Annotated in this window: 21 protein-coding genes; 4 read left to right on the plus strand and 17 right to left on the minus strand. The window is 58.6% G+C overall.

Annotated elements, in window-relative coordinates; translation table 11 throughout:
* Nucleotides 1-15 precede the first annotated feature (15 nt).
* From atpD to rpmH, 17 genes are all read right to left on the minus strand, one after another.
* A complete protein-coding gene (gene atpD / locus ACIP02_RS02765; protein ID WP_009684662.1) occupies nt 16-1,392 on the minus strand; it encodes a F0F1 ATP synthase subunit beta in 1,377 nt (458 codons plus the stop codon).
* A gap of 27 nt (nt 1,393-1,419) precedes the next feature.
* Nucleotides 1,420-2,280 (minus strand): F0F1 ATP synthase subunit gamma, encoded by an 861-nt coding sequence (atpG, locus tag ACIP02_RS02770; RefSeq protein ID WP_400612977.1) that lies wholly within the window; start codon nt 2,278-2,280, stop codon nt 1,420-1,422.
* Between the two features lie 48 nt (nt 2,281-2,328).
* Entirely contained in the window at nt 2,329-3,873 is a 1,545-nt protein-coding gene (gene atpA, locus ACIP02_RS02775; protein WP_400612979.1) for a F0F1 ATP synthase subunit alpha, read from the minus strand.
* A gap of 21 nt (nt 3,874-3,894) precedes the next feature.
* Nucleotides 3,895-4,431, minus strand: a complete 537-nt coding sequence (locus ACIP02_RS02780; protein WP_201200283.1) for a F0F1 ATP synthase subunit delta — start codon at nt 4,429-4,431, stop codon at nt 3,895-3,897.
* Between the two features lie 12 nt (nt 4,432-4,443).
* Nucleotides 4,444-4,914, minus strand: coding sequence for a F0F1 ATP synthase subunit B (locus tag ACIP02_RS02785; RefSeq protein WP_003260032.1), 471 nt, complete (start codon nt 4,912-4,914; stop codon nt 4,444-4,446).
* 59 nt (nt 4,915-4,973) lie between these two features.
* On the minus strand, nt 4,974-5,231 hold the full coding sequence (gene atpE / locus ACIP02_RS02790) for a F0F1 ATP synthase subunit C (RefSeq protein WP_003097235.1): 258 nt from the start codon (nt 5,229-5,231) through the stop codon (nt 4,974-4,976).
* 144 nt (nt 5,232-5,375) lie between these two features.
* A complete protein-coding gene (atpB, locus tag ACIP02_RS02795; protein WP_003260030.1) occupies nt 5,376-6,245 on the minus strand; it encodes a F0F1 ATP synthase subunit A in 870 nt (289 codons plus the stop codon).
* A 16-nt stretch (nt 6,246-6,261) separates the two neighbouring features.
* Entirely contained in the window at nt 6,262-6,669 is a 408-nt protein-coding gene (locus tag ACIP02_RS02800; RefSeq protein ID WP_201200285.1) for a F0F1 ATP synthase subunit I, read from the minus strand.
* A 149-nt stretch (nt 6,670-6,818) separates the two neighbouring features.
* Nucleotides 6,819-7,691, minus strand: a complete 873-nt coding sequence (locus ACIP02_RS02805) for a ParB/RepB/Spo0J family partition protein (protein ID WP_201200289.1) — start codon at nt 7,689-7,691, stop codon at nt 6,819-6,821.
* A gap of 9 nt (nt 7,692-7,700) precedes the next feature.
* Nucleotides 7,701-8,492, minus strand: coding sequence for a ParA family protein (locus ACIP02_RS02810; protein ID WP_012274913.1), 792 nt, complete (start codon nt 8,490-8,492; stop codon nt 7,701-7,703).
* A gap of 18 nt (nt 8,493-8,510) precedes the next feature.
* A complete protein-coding gene (gene rsmG / locus ACIP02_RS02815; RefSeq protein WP_400612986.1) occupies nt 8,511-9,161 on the minus strand; it encodes a 16S rRNA (guanine(527)-N(7))-methyltransferase RsmG in 651 nt (216 codons plus the stop codon).
* Nucleotides 9,158-11,050: a tRNA uridine-5-carboxymethylaminomethyl(34) synthesis enzyme MnmG gene (gene mnmG / locus ACIP02_RS02820; RefSeq protein WP_400612989.1), complete on the minus strand. Its 1,893-nt coding sequence runs from the start codon at nt 11,048-11,050 to the stop codon at nt 9,158-9,160. The genes rsmG and mnmG overlap by 4 nt, the downstream gene beginning before the upstream one ends.
* Before the next feature lie 645 nt (nt 11,051-11,695).
* Nucleotides 11,696-13,066, minus strand: coding sequence for a tRNA uridine-5-carboxymethylaminomethyl(34) synthesis GTPase MnmE (gene mnmE / locus ACIP02_RS02825; RefSeq protein WP_400612991.1), 1,371 nt, complete (start codon nt 13,064-13,066; stop codon nt 11,696-11,698).
* Between the two features lie 87 nt (nt 13,067-13,153).
* On the minus strand, nt 13,154-14,836 hold the full coding sequence (gene yidC / locus ACIP02_RS02830) for a membrane protein insertase YidC (RefSeq protein WP_400612993.1): 1,683 nt from the start codon (nt 14,834-14,836) through the stop codon (nt 13,154-13,156).
* A gap of 2 nt (nt 14,837-14,838) precedes the next feature.
* On the minus strand, nt 14,839-15,084 hold the full coding sequence (yidD, locus tag ACIP02_RS02835; protein WP_075046823.1) for a membrane protein insertion efficiency factor YidD: 246 nt from the start codon (nt 15,082-15,084) through the stop codon (nt 14,839-14,841).
* A complete protein-coding gene (rnpA, locus tag ACIP02_RS02840; RefSeq protein WP_016712775.1) occupies nt 15,077-15,481 on the minus strand; it encodes a ribonuclease P protein component in 405 nt (134 codons plus the stop codon). Before rnpA ends, yidD begins: the two co-directional genes overlap by 8 nt.
* Before the next feature lie 13 nt (nt 15,482-15,494).
* A complete protein-coding gene (gene rpmH / locus ACIP02_RS02845; RefSeq protein WP_003253163.1) occupies nt 15,495-15,629 on the minus strand; it encodes a 50S ribosomal protein L34 in 135 nt (44 codons plus the stop codon).
* Nucleotides 15,630-16,224: 595 nt separating this feature from the next.
* Here rpmH and dnaA point away from each other — a divergent pair.
* Genes dnaA through gyrB form a run of 4 tightly spaced genes read left to right on the plus strand, consistent with a single transcriptional unit; the run spans nt 16,225 to nt 22,444 of the window.
* The gene (gene dnaA / locus ACIP02_RS02850; protein WP_400612997.1) at nt 16,225-17,757 is read left to right on the plus strand and encodes a chromosomal replication initiator protein DnaA; all 1,533 of its coding nucleotides are present in this window, start codon (nt 16,225-16,227) and stop codon (nt 17,755-17,757) included.
* Nucleotides 17,758-17,797: 40 nt separating this feature from the next.
* On the plus strand, nt 17,798-18,901 hold the full coding sequence (gene dnaN / locus ACIP02_RS02855) for a DNA polymerase III subunit beta (RefSeq protein ID WP_016712777.1): 1,104 nt from the start codon (nt 17,798-17,800) through the stop codon (nt 18,899-18,901).
* A gap of 14 nt (nt 18,902-18,915) precedes the next feature.
* Entirely contained in the window at nt 18,916-20,019 is a 1,104-nt protein-coding gene (recF, locus tag ACIP02_RS02860; RefSeq protein ID WP_400613001.1) for a DNA replication/repair protein RecF, read from the plus strand.
* A 4-nt stretch (nt 20,020-20,023) separates the two neighbouring features.
* Nucleotides 20,024-22,444 carry a DNA topoisomerase (ATP-hydrolyzing) subunit B gene (gene gyrB, locus ACIP02_RS02865; protein WP_400613004.1) on the plus strand — a complete coding sequence of 807 codons (2,421 nt, stop codon included), beginning with the start codon at nt 20,024-20,026 and terminating at the stop codon, nt 22,442-22,444.
* Nucleotides 22,445-22,455 lie beyond the last annotated feature (11 nt).

A 22,455-nucleotide genomic window follows, 5' to 3' on the forward strand; every position in this document is an offset into this window, starting at 1 on the left:
TGCGGGGCGCCGGGATTACAGTTTCTTGGCTTTCTCGATCGCTTCGTCGATGCTGCCGACCATGTAGAACGCTTGTTCTGGCAGGTGGTCGTAGTCACCTTTGAGGATGCCGCTGAAGCCAGCGATGGTGTCTTTCAGGGAAACGTACTTGCCTGGCGAGCCGGTGAAGACTTCGGCCACGAAGAACGGCTGCGACAGGAAGCGCTGGATCTTACGAGCGCGGGCTACCAGTTGCTTGTCGCTCTCGGACAGTTCGTCCATACCCAGAATCGCAATGATGTCCTTCAGCTCTTTGTAGCGCTGCAGAACATACTGAACGCCACGAGCGGTCTCGTAGTGTTCGTTGCCGATCACGTTCGGGTCCAGCTGGCGCGAAGTCGAGTCCAGTGGGTCGACCGCCGGGTAGATACCCAGGGAGGCGATGTCACGGGACAGAACGACGGTGGCGTCCAAGTGGGCGAAGGTGGTCGCTGGCGACGGGTCGGTCAGGTCGTCCGCAGGTACGTATACGGCCTGGACGGAGGTGATCGAACCTTCCTTGGTGGAGGTGATGCGCTCTTGCAGAACGCCCATCTCTTCAGCCAGGGTCGGCTGGTAACCTACTGCCGAAGGCATACGGCCCAGCAGAGCGGATACTTCAGTACCGGCCAGGGTGTAACGATAGATGTTGTCGACGAACAGCAGAACGTCGTTACCTTCGTCACGGAACTTCTCAGCCATGGTCAGGCCGGTCAGCGCTACGCGCAGACGGTTTCCTGGTGGCTCGTTCATCTGACCGTAGACCAGCGCTACCTTGTCGAGAACGTTAGAGTCCTTCATCTCGTGGTAGAAGTCGTTACCCTCACGAGTACGCTCACCCACACCAGCGAACACGGAGTAACCGCTGTGTTCCATGGCGATGTTACGGATCAGTTCCATCATGTTTACGGTCTTGCCGACACCGGCACCACCGAACAGACCAACCTTACCACCCTTGGCGAACGGGCAAACCAGGTCGATAACCTTGATGCCGGTTTCCAGCAGGTCGTTGCCGCCTGCCTGGTCAGCGAACGAAGGCGCTGGCTGGTGGATACCGCGACGCTCTTCTTCGCCGATCGGACCGGCTTCGTCGATTGGGTTGCCCAGTACGTCCATGATACGGCCCAGAGTGGCCTTACCAACTGGAACGGAAATGGCAGCGCCAGTGTCGACGACATCCAGACCACGCTTCAGGCCTTCGGTCGAGCCCATCGCAATGGTACGAACCACGCCGTCGCCCAGCTGCTGCTGAACTTCCAGGGTGGTTTCCGCGCCTTGTACTTTCAGCGCGTTGTATACACTCGGCACGACGTCACGTGGGAATTCCACGTCGATGACGGCGCCGATGATTTGAACGATACGTCCGCTACTCATAGCTGGATCCTCTGAATATTTGAACCGTTAAACCGCGGCAGCGCCGCCGACGATTTCCGAGATCTCCTGGGTGATCGCAGCCTGACGCGCCTTGTTGTAGATCAACTGCAGCTCTTTGATCAAATCACCGGCGTTGTCTGTGGCGTTTTTCATGGCGATCATCCGGGCCGCTTGTTCAGCAGCGTTGTTCTCGACCACCGCCTGGTATACCTGCGACTCCACGTAACGCACCATCAAGCCGTCCAGCAGCTCTTTTGCGTCGGGTTCGTACAGGTAATCCCAGTGATGCTTGAGATCCTGATCCGGGGTTGCCACCAACGGTACCAATTGCTCGACCGTCGGTTGTTGGGTCATGGTGTTGATGAACTTGTTCGAAACCACGGAGAGGCGATCGATACGGCCGTCCAGGTAGGCGTCCAGCATCACTTTGACGGAGCCGATCAGATCATTGATCGATGGCTCTTCGCCCAGTTGGCTGATCGCGGCTACGACGTTGCCGCCAAAGATGCGGAAGAAAGTCGCACCCTTGCTACCAATCACGCACAGGTCGATTTCAACGCCCTGTTCGCGGTTTGCGTTCATGTCCTTGACCAGGGCCTTGAACAGGTTGGTGTTCAAGCCACCGCACAGACCACGGTCACTGCTCACCACGACATAACCGGCGCGCTTTACAGGGCGGTCGATCATGAACGGGTGGCGGTATTCCGGGTTGGCGTTGGCCAGATGACCGATCACCTGGCGGATACGCTCCGCGTAAGGACGGCTAGCAGCCATGCGCATTTGTGCCCTGCGCATTTTGCTGACCGCCACTTTCTCCATGGCGCTGGTAATTTTTTGCGTGCTTTTGATGCTCGCAATCTTACTGCGAATCTCTTTTGCGCCTGCCATGTATCACCTATCAGGTTAGCAAGCGGGGGCCAGGGCCCCCGCTGCGGCTTACCAGGTCTGGGTGGCCTTGAACTTCTCGATACCGGCTTTCAGGCCAGCGTCGATTTCGTCGTTGAAGTCACCCTTCACGTTGATCTTCGCCAGGAGTTCGGCGTGATCACGGTTGAAGTAGGCGATCAGCGCTTGCTCGAAGCTGCCGACCTTGGAGACTTCTACGTCAGTCAGGAAACCACGCTCAGCGGCGTACAGCGACAGGGCCATGTCCGCGATGGACATTGGCGCGTACTGCTTCTGCTTCATCAGCTCGGTTACGCGCTGACCATGCTCCAGCTGCTTGCGGGTCGCTTCGTCCAGATCGGAAGCGAACTGGGCGAATGCAGCCAGTTCACGGTACTGAGCCAGAGCGGTACGAATACCACCGGACAGCTTCTTGATGATCTTGGTCTGAGCGGCACCACCAACGCGCGATACCGAAACACCGGCGTTCACTGCAGGGCTGATGCCCGAGTTGAACATGGCCGTTTCCAGGAAGATCTGACCGTCGGTGATGGAAATCACGTTGGTCGGAACGAACGCGGAAACGTCGCCAGCCTGGGTTTCGATGATCGGCAGGGCGGTCAGGGAACCGGTCTTGCCAGTGACTGCACCGTTGGTGAACTTCTCGACGTACTCTTCCGAAACGCGCGATGCACGCTCCAGCAGACGGGAGTGGAGATAGAACACGTCACCTGGGTACGCTTCACGTCCTGGTGGACGGCGCAGCAGCAGGGAGATCTGACGGTAGGCAACGGCCTGCTTGGACAGGTCATCGTAAACGATCAGGGCGTCTTCACCGCGGTCACGGAAGAACTCGCCCATGGTGCAGCCGGCGTAAGGCGCCAGGAACTGCAGTGCGGCGGATTCCGAAGCACTGGCAACAACCACGATGGTGTTGGCCAGGGCGCCGTTTTCTTCCAGCTTGCGAACGATGTTGGCAACGGTGGAACGCTTCTGGCCGACAGCAACATAAACACAGAAAATACCGGAGTCTTTCTGGTTGATGATGGCGTCGATGGCCATGGCTGTCTTGCCGATCTGACGGTCACCGATGATCAGCTCGCGCTGGCCACGGCCGACAGGGATCATGGCGTCGACGGACTTGTAGCCAGTCTGTACAGGCTGGTCTACCGACTTACGCCAGATCACGCCTGGGGCTACTTTTTCGACTGCGTCAGTCTGGGTATTGCCCAGCGGACCTTTGCCGTCGATCGGGTTACCCAATGCGTCAACGACGCGACCCAGCAGTTCCTTACCAACCGGAACTTCCAGGATGCGGCCGGTGCACTTGGCGCTCATGCCTTCGGCGAGGGTGTCATAGGCACCCAGGATCACTGCACCTACGGAGTCTTGCTCCAGGTTCAGGGCCATGCCGTAGACGCCGCCAGGGAACTCGATCATTTCGCCGTACATGACGTCGGCCAGACCGTGGATCCGCACGATACCGTCGGATACCGAAACAACGGTACCTTCGTTACGGGCTTGGGAGCTCACATCGAGGTTGTCGATGCGGCCCTTGATGATTTCACTAATTTCGGAAGGATTGAGTTGCTGCATTGCTCTGCTGCCCCTTCAAACTCAAGATTTCAATGCTTCGGCCAGTTTCGCGATTTTGCCGCGAACAGAGCCATCGATTACCAGGTCACCAGCGCGGATGACGACGCCGCCAATCAGGCTGGCATCCTCCGACGCGTGCAGGCGAACTTCCTGGCCTAGCCGTGCACTGAGAACCTTGGCGAGTTTGTCTTGCTGTTCTTGGTTCAACGCGAAGGCACTGGTGACTTCCACGTCCACGGACTTCTCTTGCTCGGCCTTGTACAGGTCGAACAGATTGGCAATCTCCGGCAGAAGCAGGAGACGGTCGTTTTCCGCGGCAACATGAATGAAATTCTGTGCCTGTGCATTGAACTTGTCACCGCACACGTCAATGAACGTGGCGGCCTTTTCTGCGCTCGTCAGTCGCGGGGCCTTGAGCAGGCGCTGCATGGTGTCGTCTTGCGACACCGCAGCAGCCAGGCCGAGCATGGCTGACCAATTGGCCAGTTGCTGATGGGCCTGGGCATGCTCAAAGGCAGCCTTAGCGTAAGGTCGGGCCAACGTGGTCAGTTCTGCCATGATCGCCCTCGCTTAAATTTCAGCGGCCAGTTTGTTAACCAGCTCCGCATGCGCGTTTTGATCGATTGTGGCGCCAAGGATCTTTTCAGCACCGCCAACGGCCAGGGCACCCACTTGGGCACGCAGGGCGTCTTTAGCGCTGTTCAGTTCCTGTTCGATCTCGGCCAGAGCCTGAGCCTTCACACGGTCAGCTTCGACGCGGGCCTGGTCACGGGCTTCCTCGACAAGCTGAGCAGCGCGTTTCTTGCTTTGCTCAATGATTTCGGCTGCCTGTGCTTTAGCTTCACGCAGTTGCTGACCCGCTTTCTCTTGGGCCAGCTCCAGGTCGCGAGCTGCGCGGTTGGCAGCGTCCAAGCCGTCGGCAATCTTCTTTTGACGCTCTTGCAGGGCAGTAATGACCGGAGGCCATACGTACTTCATGCAGAAGAGTACAAAAATCAGGAAGGCAACGGATTGGCCAATCAGGGTTGCATTAATGTTCACGCCAACACCTCGCTCGGTCTTTGGTTCATCACAGCTATCAACTCGTGGTTAACGAGTGATTAGCCGGCGATTTGACCAACGAACGGATTCGCGAAGGTGAAGAACAGAGCGATACCAACACCGATCATGGTTACGGCGTCGAGCAGACCGGCAACGATGAACATTTTAACCTGCAGCATTGGAACCATTTCTGGCTGGCGAGCAGCGCCTTCCAGGAATTTGCCGCCCAGCAGGCCGAAACCAATGGCGGTACCCAGAGCACCCAGGCCGATCAGCAGAGCAACAGCGATAGCGGTCAGACCAACTACAGTTTCCATCTTTCCTCCCGACTTTTACGTCGTATTGGTTAGGTTTTTAAGTTGAAGCGGTAAAACAAATCGTTTGGTACAGCATGCCCTTGCGGACTTTTTAAGCCCTCCCCCCAAACGGGCGGGGAAGGCTATCAGACACGCCAGGCGGTCTTAATGGTTATCTTCGTGGGCCATCGACAGGTAGACGATGGTCAGCATCATGAAGATGAAAGCTTGCAGGGTGATGATCAGGATGTGGAACACAGCCCACGCCCATTGCAGCACCACACCCAGGCCGCTCAGCCAGAGCAGGCCGGAGCCGAACATTACAGCGATCAGGATGAACACCAGCTCGCCGGCGTACATGTTGCCGAACAGACGCAGTGCCAGCGAGATCGGCTTGGCGATCAGGGTGACGAATTCCAGCAGGAAGTTGACCGGAATCAGCAGGATCTGCACGAAGATGTTCTTGCTGCCGAACGGGTGCAGGGTCAGCTCACCGATGAAGCCGCCCAGGCCCTTGACCTTGATGCTGTAGAAGATGATCAGGGCGAACACGCAGAAGGCCATGGCCAAGGTCGCGTTCGGGTCGGTGGTCGACACGGCGCGGAATGGAATGTGCGGATCACCGGAAATCAGGATGGCCAGCTGAGGAATCCAGTCGACCGGTACCAGGTCGACGGCGTTCATCAGGAATACCCAGACGAAAATGGTCAGCGCCAGCGGTGCAATGACCGGGCTACGGCCGTGGAAGGAGTCCTTCACGCTGCCGTTGACGAAGTCGACCATCACTTCCACAAAGTTCTGCAGACCGCCAGGCTGACCGGAAGTCGCCTTCTTGGCCGCCATGCGGAAGATGAACAGGAAGATCAGACCCAGCGCAACGGACCAGCCCAGGGTGTCCAGGTGGAACGCCCAGAAGCCCATTGCCTTGGCTTCTGCAGCCGAATGGGCGAAGCCCCAGCTGCCGTCTGGTAGTTGACCGTAGGTCAGGTTCTGCAAGTGGTGCTGGATATAGCCCGAAGCGGTTTCTGCTGCCATGGTTGCCTCAAACGCCCTAAGGTCTCGAAAGTCTTTTATTCATTAGCAGTGGCGCGAACCAGCTGACCATGAGGGTCAGCAGGAAGACGCCGAATACTGCTAACGGCGCCAATGGCTTCACTCCTGCGAAGGTCAGTGCAAACAACACTGCCGTCAAAATCATTTTGCCTGCCTCGCCAGCGTAGAACGACTTGACGATGGCCTGCGCTGCCCGGGCTCCGCTGAAGCGAAAAGCCTTCCAGGCGAAGTACAGATTGGGTAGCCAGGCAATCAAACCTCCGCAGAGACCTGAATATCCACTGACCGCCCCTTTCCACTGCCACAACACCAACGTTGCCAGCAGCGCTACAACAAACTGAGTCAGCAGTACCGGAAAAACCGCCCAGCGATGGAAAGGCAGGCGGTTGGGCGTGCGTATTTCCATCACAACTGCTCCTCGGAAGTCGACCAACAAGTCAGCTATGACTTGGCATAATTTGTGCCGACAAAATGCGCGCAGAGTATAGGGGTGGATTAACCCCTATTCAACTCTTCGGTAGTGATTTCCGACTGCGCGCTACAACAGGAATTGTTTCAGCGGATGTGAGCAAGCACACCTTGCAACTCGTCAAGCGAGTTGTAGCGAATAACCAACTGGCCTTTGCCCTTGTTGCCATGACGGATCTGCACGGCAGAGCCCAGGCGCTCTGCGAGCCGCTGTTCAAGGCGTGCGATATCCGGATCAGGTTTGCTCGGTTCGACCGGATCAGGCTTGTCGCTGAGCCACTGACGGACCAGTGCCTCCGTTTGGCGCACAGTGAGGCCACGTGCGACAACATGACGCGCCCCCTCTTCCTGACGATCTTCGTCCAGGCCGAGCAATGCGCGGGCATGGCCCATTTCCAGATCGCCATGGGCGAGCATGGTCTTGATCGCCTCGGGCAGGGTAATCAGGCGCAGCAGGTTGGCCACGGTCACCCGCGACTTGCCCACGGCGTCAGCCACCTGTTGCTGGGTCAGCTCGAACTCTTGCTGCAGGCGCTGCAGTGCCAGGGCTTCTTCCAGCGGGTTGAGGTCTTCGCGCTGGATGTTCTCGATCAGCGCCATGGCAATGGCAGCTTCGTCGGCCACTTCGCGGACCATGGCCGGGATGGTATCCAGGCCGGCCTGCTGGGTGGCGCGCCAACGGCGCTCACCGGCGATGATCTCGTAGCGGTTGTCGCCGATCGGGCGTACCACGATCGGTTGCATCACGCCATGGGTGCGAATCGAGTGCGCGAGTTCTTCCAGCGCCTGCGGGTCCATGTCCCGGCGTGGCTGGTACTTGCCACGCTGGATCAGCTCGACCGGCAGGTGTTGCAGTTCTTTCTGGTCGATCTTCACAGCCTGCTCTTCGAGCGCGCTGACGGAAGGACCACTGAGCAGTGCATCCAACCCACGTCCGAGACCCCGTTTCTTGACGGCCATACGGATTCCTTAAGTTGTTTGTGCAGTGCGTGATTGACGGCGTTGACGGCGAACCAGTTCCCCAGCCAGGGCCAGATAAGCCAGCGCGCCACGCGATTGCTTGTCGTAGGCCAAGGCCGGCATGCCGAAGCTTGGGGCCTCGGCCAGGCGAATGTTGCGCGGGATGACCGTGTCGTACAGCTGCGGGCCGAAGTGCTCCTTCAGCTGCGCCGAAACATCGTTGTTCAGGCTCAGGCGCGGGTCGTACATGGTCCGCAGCAGGCCTTCGATCTTCAGCTCCGGGTTCAACCGGGCAGCGATGCGCTTGATGTTATCCACAAGGTCACTGAGACCTTCCAGCGCGTAGTACTCGCACTGCATGGGGATGATCACGCCATCGGAAGCGACCAGGGCGTTCAGTGTCAGCATGGACAGCGAAGGCGGGCAGTCGATGAGGATGTAGTCGTAGTTCTCGCGGATGGGCGCCAGCGCGTTGCGCAGGCGGCTTTCCTTGACCTGCATTTCCAGCAGCACCACTTCGGCGGCGGTCAGGTCGCGGTTGGCCGGCAGCAGCTGGAAACCACCGTGCTCGGAGTAATGCATGGCCTGGGCCAGGTCGCATTCCCCGATCAGCAGGTCGTAGACCGAGTGCTCGAGCTCGTGTTTGTCCACACCGCTGCCCATGGTGGCGTTGCCCTGCGGATCGAGGTCGATCAGCAGCACACGACGCTTGGTCGCGGCCAGCGAGGCGGCGAGATTGATACAGGTGGTGGTCTTGCCTACACCACCTTTCTGGTTCGCGATTGCGAATACCTTAGCCATTGATGCGCGTGTTCCCAGTCATGCCTTGCGGCGCAGTATCAGCAGATGGCGCTGGCCCTGGCAACCCGGAACGGTCAGGGCCTGTTCGCTTTCCACTGTGAAGTCTGCGGGCAATGCTACCAGTTCATCGGCAGGATGCAGCCCCTTCATTGCAAGCCATTGCGTCCCGGTGTCGCCCAGGTGGCGGGTCCAGTTGGTGAAGTTCTCCATGCTGCTGAAGGCACGAGAGATGATTCCGTCGAACGGTTGCGCTGGCTGGAAGGCTTCGACCCGGCTGTGGATAACCGTCAGGTTGTCCAGCTTGAGCTCCATTTTCACCTGGGTCAGGAAACGCGTTTTCTTGCCATTGGCGTCCAGCACGGTAACGCGTTTGTGCGGATGCAGGATAGCCAACGGGATGCCAGGCATGCCACCGCCGCTGCCCACATCCAGCCAGTTGTCACGCTCGCTGTGGATAAACGACATGATGCTGAGGCTGTCGAGCAAGTGCCGTGAAACCATCTCGTCCGGGTCACGCACAGCAGTCAGGTTGTAGGCTTTGTTCCATTTGATCAACAGGGCCAGATAACCAAGCAGCCTCTCGTGCTGATCGGCACTCAGCTCGACGCCTAGCTGGCGCGCGCCTGTGGACAACTCTTCAGCGTGTTGCGGGGTGACCAGGGAACTCAAGCGCTTTGCTCCAATTCGCGGCCAGCGCCGCGTTTTTTCAAGTGAATCAGCAACAGGGAAATCGCCGCCGGGGTCACGCCCGGGATGCGTGAAGCCTGGCCCAAGGTTTCCGGGCGGGTCTGGCCCAGCTTGCCCTGGATCTCCTTGGACAGGCCGGAAATCGTCGTGTAGTCGATATCCACAGGCAGGCGGGTATCTTCGCTGGCGCGCAGGCGGGCGATTTCATCCTGCTGGCGGTCGATGTAGCCGGCGTACTTGGTGCGAATTTCGACCTGCTCGGCGACCTGTGGGTCGATCGCTGCAGCACCGGTCGCCTCGATCAGGCCGGCATAGTCGATTTCCGGGCGCGCCAGCAGGTTCAGCAGGCTGTACTCGTGGCTGAGTGGGGTGCCGAACTTATCCACAATGGCCTGGCCTTGCTCGGTATTCGGCCGTACCCAGGTCGATTTCAGGCGCTGTTCTTCGCGCTCGATGCCGTCGCGCTTGGCGCAGAACGCGGCCCAGCGCTGGTCATCGATCAGGCCCAGTTCACGGCCCTTCTCGGTCAGGCGCAGGTCGGCGTTGTCTTCGCGCAGGATCAGGCGGTACTCGGCACGCGAGGTGAACATGCGATACGGCTCCTGGGTACCCAGGGTGATCAGGTCATCCACCAGCACGCCGATGTACGCCTCGTCGCGGCGCGGGCACCAGCTTTCACGGCCCTGCGCCCGCAGTGCGGCGTTGGTCCCGGCCAGCAGGCCTTGGGCACCGGCTTCTTCGTAACCGGTGGTGCCGTTGATCTGCCCGGCGAAGAACAGGCCGCCGATGACTTTGGTCTCGAGGCTGTATTTCAGGTCGCGCGGGTCGAAGTAGTCGTACTCGATTGCGTAGCCCGGGCGCACGATGTGGGCGTTTTCCATGCCGCGGATCGACCGCACCAGCTCCAGCTGCACGTCGAACGGCAGCGAAGTGGAAATACCGTTGGGGTACAGCTCATGGGTGGTCAGGCCTTCCGGCTCGATGAACACCTGGTGGCTGTCCTTGTCGGCGAAGCGGTGGATCTTGTCTTCGATCGACGGGCAGTAGCGCGGGCCAACCCCTTCGATGACACCCGAGTACATCGGCGAGCGATCGAGGTTCGAGGCGATGATCTCGTGGGTGCGCGCGTTGGTGTGGGTAATCCAGCAGCTCACCTGGCGCGGGTGCATGTCGGCACTGCCCATGAACGACATCACCGGGATCGGTGTATCACCTGGTTGCTCGGTCATGACCGAGAAGTCTACCGAGCGGCCATCGATGCGTGGCGGGGTGCCGGTTTTCAGACGGCCAACGCGCAGCGGCAGTTCACGCATGCGGTGGGCCAGCGCGATCGAAGGCGGGTCGCCGGCACGACCGCCGGAATGGTTTTGCAAGCCAATGTGAATAAGCCCGCCGAGGAAAGTCCCGGTGGTCAGTACCACCGATTCGGCGAAGAAACGCAGGCCCATCTGGGTAACCACGCCCTTGACCTGGTCCTGCTCGACGATCAGGTCGTCGCAGGACTGCTGGAATATCCACAGGTTCGGCTGGTTTTCCAGGATCTCACGTACCACTGCCTTGTAGATGGCGCGGTCAGCCTGTGCACGGGTGGCGCGTACGGCCGGGCCCTTGCGGTTGTTCAAAACGCGGAACTGGATGCCGCTCTTGTCAGTGGCCAGCGCCATGGCGCCGCCGAGCGCATCGATCTCTTTCACCAGATGGCTTTTGCCAATACCGCCGATGGCGGGGTTGCAGCTCATGTGACCGAGGGTTTCCACGTTATGGGTCAGCAGCAGGGTTTTCACACCCATACGTGCAGACGCAAGCGCAGCCTCGGTACCGGCATGGCCGCCGCCGATGACGATCACTTCAAAACGGGAAGGGAAATCCACCACGCACCTCGTGCCTGTTTTGCGAATAGAGAAGGTAAGCGGACAAGTATAGGGACTTCACCCCCCTTAAAGAAACCTTCTGAGCAAATTTTGACCAGTCTGTGGATGAGTGGCAAACAACAGAAATCAAAGAAGAGAAATTTATAAAAGCTTTGTTTTTATGTTTATTCTTATGCACAGCCTTATCTGTGGATAAACCGTTACAGCCCATTAATTACGCCATGTACAGAGAAATTAAACCCTGTGATTGGAGTGCCATGAGGGGTATGGATAACGTGGTTTAGCCTGTGGATTAAATGGCTGTTTACCCACAGGGGGATTTTTCCTCAGAAAAAAAGCCTGCTTATCAACGGACCTGAAGGCGGGTTTTCCACAGGGCTCCTGAGGGCAGTTTTGTGTCTGTGAATAAAATTTGTGAGCCTGCACTGGCCTCTTCGCGGGTAAACCCGCTCCTACAGGTGCTGTGTATCGCCAAGAGAAATGCGATCGATGTAGGAGCGGGCTTGCCCGCGAATGCGTTGGGACAGACACAATCAATTCCACAGGTGAAGCGGTTCGCCTTCCCACGGCCATCTTCGGCAACAAATTTCAGCCAAAAAAAAGCCGCTCTCGAAGGAGCGGCCCATTTCCTTGCCTGCCTGTGGATTACTTACCGATGCAGAAGCTGGAGAAAATCCGCCCCAGCAAATCATCCGAACTGAATGCCCCAGTGATCTCGCCCAACGCATGCTGTGCCTGGCGCAGGTCTTCTGCCAACAGCTCTCCTGCGCCTGCCAAGGTCAGTTGTGCACGGCCGTGCTCCAGGTGCTCACCGGCCTGGCGCAACGCATCCAGATGGCGCCGGCGGGCGCTGAAACCGCTCTCGGCAGTCTGTTCATAACCCATGCAGGCCTTCAGGTGGTCGCGTAGCAGCTGCAGGCCTGCGTCATTGCCCTTGGCACTGAGGGTGATGGTGACGTGGCCGTCATCGCATTGTTCCAGCGCTACCCGCTCGCCACTCAGGTCCGCCTTGTTACGGATGAGGGTAACCTTGGCCGGGTCTGGCCGCTGGTCGAGAAACTCTGGCCACAATGCAAACGGGTCGCAGGCCTCGGGCGCGGTGGAGTCGACCACCAGCAACACCCGGTCAGCCTCGCCAATGGCCTTCAACGCACGTTCCACACCGATCTTTTCCACATGGTCATCGGTATCGCGCAAACCGGCCGTATCGACCACATGCAGCGGCATGCCGTCTATGTGGATATGTTCACGCAGGATATCCCGTGTGGTGCCGGCGATATCGGTAACGATGGCCGCTTCCCGTCCGGCGAGTTGGTTCAGCAGGCTGGATTTGCCAGCATTCGGCCGGCCAGCGATGACCACCGTCATGCCATCACGCAGCAAGGCACCCTGCCCGGCTTCACGTTGCACGGTGGATAACTCGCCACGCACCGCATCAAGCATCGACAGCACATGGCCATCGGCAAGGAAGTCGATCTCCTCCTCGGGGAAGTCGATGGCTGCCTCGACGTAGATACGCAGGGCGATCAACGCCTCGGTCAGGCCATGCACACGCTTGGAGAACTCCCCCTGCAACGAGCGCAGCGCGTTGCGCGCAGCCTGACTGGAGCTGGCCTCGATCAGGTCGGCGATAGCTTCTGCCTGGGTCAGGTCGAGCTTGTCGTTGAGGAATGCACGCTCGCTGAACTCGCCGGGGCGGGCCAGGCGGCAGCCCACCTGTACACAGCGCTGCAGCAGCATGTCGAGGACCACCGGGCCACCGTGCCCCTGCAGTTCAAGCACATCTTCACCGGTGAACGAATTCGGCCCTGGGAAGAACAACGCGATCCCCTCATCCAGCACCAGCCCTTCCTCATCACGGAACGGGCCGTAGTGGGCGTGCCGCGGGGTAAGTGTACGACCGGTTATCAACTGGCCAGCCTTGGCAGCCAGAGGGCCGGACAGCCTGACAATACCCACACCACCGCGGCCCTGGGCAGTAGCGATGGCGGCGATGGTTTCACGCACAGTGTTCATGCTCAAAGCCTCTACGACAAAAACGACAGATAGCAAAAACGCCCCACTAGGGGGCGTTTTTTATTCACAGGCTAGCGTACTAGCCCGTCAAGCAGCAGCTTTTTTCGTTGCTGCTTCGATGCGACGGGTGATGTACCACTGCTGCGAAATCGACAGGCAGTTGTTCACAACCCAGTACAGCACCAGACCAGCCGGGAACCACAGGAAGAAGAAGGTGAAGATGATTGGCATCATTTTCATGACCTTGGCCTGCATCGGATCCGGCGGGGTCGGGTTCAGCCGCTGCTGGATGAACATGGTAGCGCCCATGATGATCGGCAGGATGAAGAACGGATCCTTGATCGACAGGTCGGTAATCCACAGCATCCATGGGGCCTGGCGCATTTCCACGCTTTCCAGCAGTACCCAGTACAGGGCCAGGAAGACCGGCATCTGCACCAGGATCGGCAAGCAGCCGCCCAACGGGTTGATCTTCTCTTTCTTGTACAGCTCCATCATCGCCTGGGACATCTTCTGGCGATCGTCACCGAAGCGTTCCTTCAGTGCGGCAAGCTTCGGCGCAACGGCACGCATGCGTGCCATGGAGCGGTAGCTGGCAGCCGACAGCGGGAAGAACAGGCCTTTGATCAGCATGGTCAGGACGATGATCGACCAGCCCCAGTTACCCAACAGGCTGTGGATATGTTGCAGCAGCCAGAAGATTGGCTGAGCGATGAACCACAGCAAGCCGTAGTCGACAGTCAGTTCCAGGCCTGGGGACAACTCTTTCAGCTTGGACTGGATCTTCGGACCGGCGTACAGCATGGCGCTGGTCTCAACCTTGCCACCCGCGGGTACGTTGAGCGTCGGGCCGGTGTAGCCGATGATGTAGTTGCCTTGGCTGTCCTTGCGGGTCTGAACAACGTTGTTGTCCGATTTAGCCGGAATCCAGGCGGTTACGAAGTAGTGCTGCAGCCAGGCAACCCAGCCGCCAGACACATTTTCTTTCAAACTACCTTTGTCGATGTCCTTCATCGAGACCTTTTTGTAAGGCTCGGAAGCTGTCCACAGGGCTGCGCCCAGGTAGGTCGCGGTGCCGGTGGCAGTACTCGACGACGGATCACCGCTGGCGTCACGCTTGAGCTGGGCAAACATGTTGCCGCTCCAGGCCTGACTGCTCTGGTTGTCGATCAGGTAGCTGACATTCAGGTCGTACTCACCGCGCTTGAAGCTGAAGCGCTTGATGTAGTTGACGCCGTTGTCGCTGAACTTCAGGTCGACCACCAGTTGTTGCTGGCCGTCAGCCAGCTGGTAGCTCTTCTGTTCGGCGGCATACAGTGGGCGACCGCTGGCGCGGGCGTCCGGGCCGTTGGCGCCGGTCAGCCCGCTTTGTGCCAGGTAGACACGCTCACCACCGTTGTCGAACAACTGGAATGGAATGTCCGGGTGGTCCTGACGGCGCGGGTACTGCGGCAGGTTCAGCTGGACAATGTCACCACCGACCGGATCGATAGCCAGTTCCAGGACGTCGGTCTTGACTCGGATCAGGTCCTTGCTGAGTGCGACCGGTGCCAGTTCGGCAGGGCTCGATTCGGCGTTGGCGCTCGGTACATCGGCGCTGGCACCGTTGTTACCGGCCGGCACGCCATCGGGCAAGCCCGGAGCAACAGTGCTGGCAGCAGTATTCTGAGTCGGCAGGGCAGCCTGGCCGTAGTCATCGTTCCACTTCAGGACCATGACGTAGGACACGACTGCCAGCGCGGCGATCAGGATCGTGCGTTTAATATCCATGATTACTCGGCTATCGAAGAAGTTCGGGAGGAAGGAGCGGGTGGAACGGGGTCGAAACCGCCGTCATTCCACGGATGACAACGCCCCAGGCGACGAACGGCCAGCCACCCACCACGCCAGAGGCCATGGTTTTCGATGGCTTCATATGCGTAACAGGAGCAGCTGGGGAAGAAACGACAGTGGCTGGCCATCAGAGGACTAATGGCGTAACGGTAAAACTGGATCGGAACGAGCGCCAGTTTACGCATCTTGGCTGTCTACCCCTGCCGAATTGGCGGTGACTGCTGGAGTTGGCCGGCTGCGCGCCAGGCGTTTCCAGAGCTTGCCAAAGTGTTGGTGCAATTCCGGGTTTTCTACCTCACCCAATCCCTTGCGCGCGACGATCACAATGTCCAACCCGGCAAGCATTTGCTGGTTCAGACGAAAGGAATCGCGCATCAAGCGCTTGAGGCGATTGCGCTGAACGGCGAGCTTGACGCTCTTCTTGCCGATCACCAGGCCGAGGCGTGGGTGATCAAGGCCGTTCTCGCGAGCAAGGATCAGCAGGTTTTTCCCTGGAACCTTGCCGGTTGGGGAGTCGAAGACCGCTTTGAAATGTCGGGGTGTAAGCAGTCGCTTTTCCCGACTGAAGTCCTGACTCACCACCTGTGCCGAAAAATCAAATGGCCAGACGCTTACGGCCTTTGGCACGACGACGCGACAGAACAGCGCGGCCGTTCTTGGTAGCCATACGGGCACGGAAACCGTGAGTGCGCGCGCGCTTGATGGTGCTTGGTTGGAAAGTACGTTTCATGGCGTGTTACCTGGTTTGTCGACGACGGGCCGGGATGGCCCCCTTTTTAAGAGACCGGCGATTCTAGAGAAAGCAAGCCCGTAGGTCAATTTCCAACCAGTCTTTCCCTATAGAGCACGTGATGGACGGTGCTTGTTGGTTCATCGCCAGAGGGTGCTTGATCGGACACGCGAATCGGGGACAACATGAAAAAAAAGAAGAGACATATAAAAAGCTTTTCTGAAGAATCTATAAATCTTAAGTGGATAAGTTTCTGTGGATAACACGCTGAAGCCTAGGATTCATGCACTGTACAGAGTTTCATAAGGTTGTTCTGAACCCGTGCTGCGCTTGTTTTCTACGTGGTCGAAACCTGTGGATTAAAAGGCCACTTATCAACAGCTGAGTTATCAACAGGCTTGACCTCAGGGTTGTGCATAGCCCTCATGGGCGGTTATCCACAGAGCTTATGCACATGGCTGGCAAGCCGATTTGGTCGATAAATGGCTGTTTTGCCATGGTTCCTAACGTGTCCACATGTGGATAACTGAACGCTCGACCGGTACAATGGCGGTTTGTTTTTGCCTCATCCGGCTTTCAAACTCAGGGGATATCCGTGTCAGTGGAACTTTGGCAGCAGTGCGTGGAGCTTCTGCGCGATGAACTGCCTGCCCAGCAATTCAACACCTGGATCCGTCCGCTACAGGTCGAAGCCGAAGGCGACGAGTTGCGCGTCTATGCGCCTAACCGTTTCGTTCTCGATTGGGTCAATGAAAAGTACCTGGGCCGCTTGCTCGAGCTGTTGGGTGAGAACGGCAGCGGCATTGCACCTGCCCTTTCCTTATTAATAGGTAGCCGCCGCAGTTCGGCGCCACGGGCTGCGCCTAACGCGCCGGTTAGTGCCGCCGTGGCGGCTTCGCTGGCGCAGAGCCAGCCCAGGGCCGCTCCGCCGGTAGCTGCGGCCGAACCGGTTGCCGTGGCTGCAGCCGAACCTGTGCTGGTGGTCGATCAACTCGCCGAGCCGTCTTCACGTGACAGCTTCGATGCCATGGCCGAGCCTTCTGCTGCACCCGCTGCCAGTGGCCGGGCCGAGCAGCGCACCGTGCAGGTTGAAGGCGCGCTCAAGCACACCAGCTACTTGAACCGTACCTTCACCTTCGACACCTTCGTCGAAGGTAAGTCGAACCAGCTGGCACGCGCAGCTGCCTGGCAGGTGGCGGACAACCCCAAGCATGGTTACAACCCGCTGTTCCTTTATGGCGGCGTAGGCCTGGGTAAAACCCACCTTATGCATGCTGTGGGTAACCATCTGCTGAAGAAGAACCCGAATGCCAAGGTGGTGTACTTGCATTCGGAGCGCTTCGTCGCCGACATGGTCAAGGCGTTGCAGCTCAATGCCATCAACGAATTCAAGCGCTTCTACCGCTCGGTGGACGCGCTGCTGATCGACGATATCCAGTTTTTCGCCCGTAAAGAGCGCTCGCAGGAAGAGTTTTTCCACACCTTCAACGCCCTGCTTGAGGGTGGCCAGCAGGTAATTCTGACCTCTGACCGCTATCCCAAGGAGATCGAAGGCCTGGAAGAGCGCCTGAAGTCGCGCTTTGGCTGGGGCCTGACGGTGGCCGTGGAGCCGCCAGAGCTGGAAACCCGCGTAGCGATCCTGATGAAGAAGGCCGACCAGGCCAAGGTCGAGCTGCCGCATGACGCAGCCTTCTTCATTGCCCAGCGTATCCGCTCCAACGTACGTGAGCTGGAAGGTGCACTGAAGCGGGTGATTGCCCACTCGCACTTCATGGGCCGCGACATCACCATCGAGCTGATCCGTGAGTCGCTGAAAGACCTGCTGGCGCTGCAAGACAAACTGGTCAGTGTGGATAACATCCAGCGTACCGTCGCCGAGTACTACAAGATCAAGATCTCCGATCTGTTGTCCAAGCGCCGTTCGCGCTCTGTGGCGCGTCCGCGCCAGGTGGCCATGGCCCTGTCCAAGGAGCTGACCAACCACAGTCTGCCGGAAATCGGCGACATGTTCGGTGGTCGCGACCATACGACCGTGCTGCACGCCTGCCGCAAGATCAACGAACTGAAGGAATCCGACGCGGACATCCGCGAGGACTACAAGAACCTGCTGCGGACGCTGACGACCTGATGGCCGTTTGCGCAGCTAATTGAAGGCAAGGGACTAGACCATGCATTTCACCATTCAACGCGAAGCCCTGTTGAAACCCCTGCAACTGGTCGCCGGTGTCGTCGAGCGCCGTCAGACCTTGCCGGTCCTGTCCAACGTATTGCTGGTCGTACAAGGCCAGCAACTGTCGTTGACCGGTACCGACCTGGAAGTCGAACTGGTAGGCCGCGTGCAACTGGAAGAGCCGGCTGAGCCTGGCGAGATCACTGTACCGGCGCGCAAGCTGATGGACATCTGCAAAAGCCTGCCGAACGACGCCCTGATCGATATCAAGGTCGATGAGCAGAAGTTGTTGGTCAAGGCCGGTCGCAGCCGCTTCACCCTGTCGACCCTGCCAGCAAACGACTTCCCGACCGTGGAAGAAGGCCCGGGCTCGCTGACCTGCAACCTGGAGCAGAGCAAGCTGCGCCGCCTGATCGAGCGTACCAGCTTCGCCATGGCTCAGCAGGACGTGCGTTACTACCTCAACGGCATGCTGCTTGAGGTGTCCCGCAACACCCTGCGTGCAGTATCGACTGATGGCCACCGGCTGGCGCTGTGCTCCATGACTGCGCCGATCGAGCAGGATGATCGCCACCAAGTCATCGTGCCTCGTAAAGGTATCCTGGAACTGGCGCGCCTTCTGACCGACCCGGAAGGCATGGTTAGCATTGTCCTGGGCCAGCATCATATCCGTGCGACCACCGGTGAGTTCACGTTCACCTCCAAGTTGGTGGACGGCAAGTTCCCTGATTACGAGCGCGTATTGCCTAAAGGCGGCGACAAACTGGTAGTCGGTGACCGTCAGGCCCTGCGTGAAGCCTTCAGCCGTACCGCAATTCTCTCCAACGAGAAGTACCGTGGTATTCGCCTGCAACTGGCTGCCGGCCAGTTGAAGATCCAGGCCAACAACCCCGAGCAGGAAGAGGCGGAAGAAGAAATCAGCGTGGACTACGAAGGTAGCTCGCTGGAAATCGGCTTCAACGTCAGCTACCTGCTGGACGTGCTGGGCGTGATGACTACAGAGCAAGTTCGTCTGATCCTGTCTGATTCCAACAGCAGCGCCCTGCTGCAGGAAGCTGGCAACGACGATTCTTCCTACGTTGTCATGCCGATGCGTCTGTAACCGTAGCAGGCGACATGTCCCTTCGACGTATCATGGTCACCGCGGTGCGCAACCTGCACCCGGTGACTCTCTTACCTTCCCCCCGCATCAACATCCTTTACGGCGCCAATGGCAGCGGCAAGACCAGCGTGCTCGAAGCTGTGCATTTGCTTGGGCTGGCGCGGTCTTTCCGTAGCACCCGCTTGAACCCGGTCATTCAGTACGAACAGCCTGCCTGTACCGTGTTTGGTGAAGTGCAGTTGACCGAGGGTGGCGCCAGCAACCTGGGTGTTTCTCGCGAGCGCCAGGGGGAATTCACTATCCGCATCGACGGGCAGAATGCGCGCAGCGCTGCCCAGTTGGCAGAGTTGTTGCCGCTTCAGCTCATCAACCCTGACAGTTTCCGGCTGTTGGAAGGTGCCCCAAAAATACGCCGCCAGTTCCTGGATTGGGGGGTGTTCCACGTGGAACCTCGCTTTCTACCTGCTTGGCAACGGCTGCAGAAGGCACTGCGGCAGCGGAACTCATGGTTGCGGCATGGTACACTTGACCCAGCTTCGCAAGCCGCTTGGGACCGGGAATTGTGCCTGGCCAGCGCGGAAATAGATGAATACCGTCGCAACTACATCAAGGCCTTGAAGCCCGTCTTCGAGCGAACCCTGAGCGAACTGGTCGAGCTGGACGGGTTGACCCTGAGCTACTACCGAGGCTGGGACAAGGATCGGGAACTGCAAGAAGTACTCGCCTCCTCTCTCCTTCGCGATCAGCAGATGGGCCATACCCAGGCCGGTCCGCAGCGCGCTGATCTGCGTCTTCGTCTGGCTGCCAACAATGCAGCCGACATTCTGTCGCGTGGTCAGCAAAAGCTGGTGGTATGCGCATTGCGCATTGCCCAAGGCCACCTCGTTAGCCAGGCTCGCCGCGGTCACTGTATTTATCTCGTGGATGACTTGCCGTCCGAACTGGACGATCAGCATCGCCGCGCACTGTGCCGCTTGCTTGAAGAATTACGCTGCCAGGTGTTCATCACCTGTGTAGATCACGAATTACTGAGGGAAGGCTGGCAGACGGAAACGCCAGTTGCTTTGTTCCACGTGGAACAAGGCCGTATCACCCAGACCCACGACCATCGGGAGTGAAGGCATGAGCGAAAATCAAACGTACGACTCCTCCAGCATCAAGGTGCTGAAAGGTTTGGATGCCGTACGCAAGCGTCCCGGCATGTACATTGGCGACACCGATGATGGTAGCGGCCTGCACCACATGGTCTTCGAAGTGGTCGACAACTCGATCGACGAAGCCCTCGCCGGTCACTGCGATGACATCACCGTCATCATCCACCCGGACGAATCCATCAGTGTGCGCGACAACGGTCGCGGTATTCCGGTCGACGTGCATAAAGAAGAAGGCGTTTCCGCAGCCGAGGTCATCATGACCGTACTGCACGCCGGCGGTAAGTTCGACGACAACTCCTACAAGGTCTCCGGGGGTCTGCACGGCGTAGGTGTATCGGTTGTTAACGCCCTGTCCGAGAAGCTGGTGCTGACAGTTCGCCGCAGCGGCAAGATTTGGGAACAGACTTACGTTCACGGTGTTCCACAAGCGCCGATGGCGGTTGTCGGTGACAGCGAAACGACCGGTACCCACATCCATTTCAAGCCGTCGGCCGAAACTTTCAAGAACATTCACTTCAGCTGGGACATCCTGGCCAAGCGTATCCGTGAGTTGTCGTTCCTCAACTCGGGCGTTGGCATTCTGCTGAAGGATGAGCGCAGCGGTAAGGAAGAGTTCTTCAAGTATGAAGGCGGCCTGCGTGCGTTCGTCGAGTACCTGAACACCAACAAGACGCCGGTCAACTCCCAGGTTTTCCACTTCAACGTCCAGCGTGACGATGGCGTGGGTGTTGAAGTCGCCCTGCAATGGAACGATAGCTTCAACGAAAACCTGCTGTGCTTCACCAACAACATTCCCCAGCGTGACGGTGGTACTCACCTGGTGGGCTTCCGTTCTTCGTTGACCCGTAGCCTGAACAGCTACATCGAGCAGGAAGGCTTGGCCAAGAAGAACAAGGTGGCAACCACTGGCGACGACGCCCGTGAAGGCCTGACCGCGATCATCTCGGTGAAGGTACCGGACCCGAAGTTCAGCTCACAGACCAAAGACAAGCTGGTTTCCTCGGAAGTGAAAACCGCCGTGGAGCAGGAGATGAACAAGTACTTCTCCGACTTCCTGCTGGAGAACCCGAACGAAGCCAAGGCCGTCGTTGGCAAGATGATCGACGCTGCCCGTGCGCGTGAAGCGGCCCGTAAAGCCCGTGAGATGACTCGCCGCAAAGGTGCGCTGGATATCGCCGGCCTGCCGGGCAAACTGGCGGACTGCCAGGAGAAAGACCCTGCACTTTCCGAACTGTACCTGGTGGAGGGTGACTCCGCAGGTGGTTCGGCCAAGCAAGGCCGTAACCGTCGTACCCAGGCGATCTTGCCGCTGAAGGGTAAAATCCTCAACGTCGAGAAAGCGCGTTTCGACAAGATGATTTCGTCCCAGGAAGTGGGCACGCTGATAACGGCGCTGGGCTGTGGTATTGGCCGCGAAGAGTACAACATCGACAAGCTGCGCTATCACAACATCATCATCATGACCGATGCTGACGTTGACGGTTCGCACATTCGTACCCTCCTGCTGACCTTCTTCTTCCGTCAGCTGCCGGAGCTGGTCGAGCGCGGCTACATCTACATTGCCCAGCCACCGCTGTACAAGGTGAAGAAAGGCAAGCAGGAGCAGTACATCAAGGACGACGAGGCCATGGAAGAGTACATGACCCAGTCGGCCCTGGAAGATGCCAGCCTGCACCTGGACGAGTCGGCGCCAGCAGTTTCTGGCGTGCAGCTGGAGGCTCTGGTCAATGAGTTCCGCAGTGTGATGAAGACGCTCAAGCGTCTGTCTCGCCTGTACCCGGAAGAGTTGACCGAGCACTTCATCTACCTGCCTGAAGTTACGCTGGATCAGCTGGGCGACCATGCTGTCATGCAGTCGTGGCTGAGCAAGTTCCAGGAGCGTTTGAACAACAGCCAGAAGTCTGGCCTGGTGTACAAGGCAAGCCTGCGCGAAGACAAGGAGCGCAACGTTTGGCTGCCGGAAGTGGAAGTGACTTCCCACGGTCTGGCCAGCTACGTCACCTTCAACCGCGATTTCTTCGGCAGCAACGACTACCGCACAGTGGTCAACATCGGTTCCAAGCTGTCCAGCTTGCTGGGTGAAGGTGCCTACGTTCAACGTGGGGAGCGCCGCAAGGCGATTGTCGAATTCAAGGAAGGCCTGGACTGGCTGATGAACGAGACCACCAAGCGTCACACGATCCAGCGATACAAAGGGCTGGGTGAGATGAACCCTGATCAGTTGTGGGAAACCACCATGGACCCAACCGTCCGCCGTATGCTCAAGGTCACCATCGAAGACGCGATCGCTGCCGACCAGATCTTCAACACCCTGATGGGTGATGCGGTCGAGCCGCGCCGTGACTTCATTGAAAGCAACGCGCTGTCGGTTTCGAACCTGGACTTCTGATTCAGGTGTAG

This window comes from Pseudomonas sp. NPDC089408, from assembly GCF_044749445.1.
In the GTDB taxonomy this organism is placed as follows: Bacteria; Pseudomonadota; Gammaproteobacteria; order Pseudomonadales; family Pseudomonadaceae; genus Aquipseudomonas.

Bases quoted from the DNA above. Each gene is read 5' to 3' on its own strand.
- dnaN (WP_016712777.1), top strand. From the start codon at position 17,798: ATGCATTTCACCATTCAACGCGAAGCCCTGTTGAAACCCCTGCAACTG.
- gyrB (WP_400613004.1), top strand. From the start codon at position 20,024: ATGAGCGAAAATCAAACGTACGACTCCTCCAGCATCAAGGTGCTGAAA.
- atpA (WP_400612979.1), bottom strand. From the start codon at position 3,873: ATGCAGCAACTCAATCCTTCCGAAATTAGTGAAATCATCAAGGGCCGC.
- atpG (WP_400612977.1), bottom strand. From the start codon at position 2,280: ATGGCAGGCGCAAAAGAGATTCGCAGTAAGATTGCGAGCATCAAAAGC.
- ACIP02_RS02800 (WP_201200285.1), bottom strand. From the start codon at position 6,669: ATGGAAATACGCACGCCCAACCGCCTGCCTTTCCATCGCTGGGCGGTT.
- atpB (WP_003260030.1), bottom strand. From the start codon at position 6,245: ATGGCAGCAGAAACCGCTTCGGGCTATATCCAGCACCACTTGCAGAAC.
- ACIP02_RS02780 (WP_201200283.1), bottom strand. From the start codon at position 4,431: ATGGCAGAACTGACCACGTTGGCCCGACCTTACGCTAAGGCTGCCTTT.
- yidD (WP_075046823.1), bottom strand. From the start codon at position 15,084: ATGCGTAAACTGGCGCTCGTTCCGATCCAGTTTTACCGTTACGCCATT.
- recF (WP_400613001.1), top strand. From the start codon at position 18,916: ATGTCCCTTCGACGTATCATGGTCACCGCGGTGCGCAACCTGCACCCG.
- mnmE (WP_400612991.1), bottom strand. From the start codon at position 13,066: ATGAACACTGTGCGTGAAACCATCGCCGCCATCGCTACTGCCCAGGGC.
- ACIP02_RS02805 (WP_201200289.1), bottom strand. From the start codon at position 7,691: ATGGCCGTCAAGAAACGGGGTCTCGGACGTGGGTTGGATGCACTGCTC.
- ACIP02_RS02810 (WP_012274913.1), bottom strand. From the start codon at position 8,492: ATGGCTAAGGTATTCGCAATCGCGAACCAGAAAGGTGGTGTAGGCAAG.
- yidC (WP_400612993.1), bottom strand. From the start codon at position 14,836: ATGGATATTAAACGCACGATCCTGATCGCCGCGCTGGCAGTCGTGTCC.
- atpE (WP_003097235.1), bottom strand. From the start codon at position 5,231: ATGGAAACTGTAGTTGGTCTGACCGCTATCGCTGTTGCTCTGCTGATC.
- rpmH (WP_003253163.1), bottom strand. From the start codon at position 15,629: ATGAAACGTACTTTCCAACCAAGCACCATCAAGCGCGCGCGCACTCAC.
- atpD (WP_009684662.1), bottom strand. From the start codon at position 1,392: ATGAGTAGCGGACGTATCGTTCAAATCATCGGCGCCGTCATCGACGTG.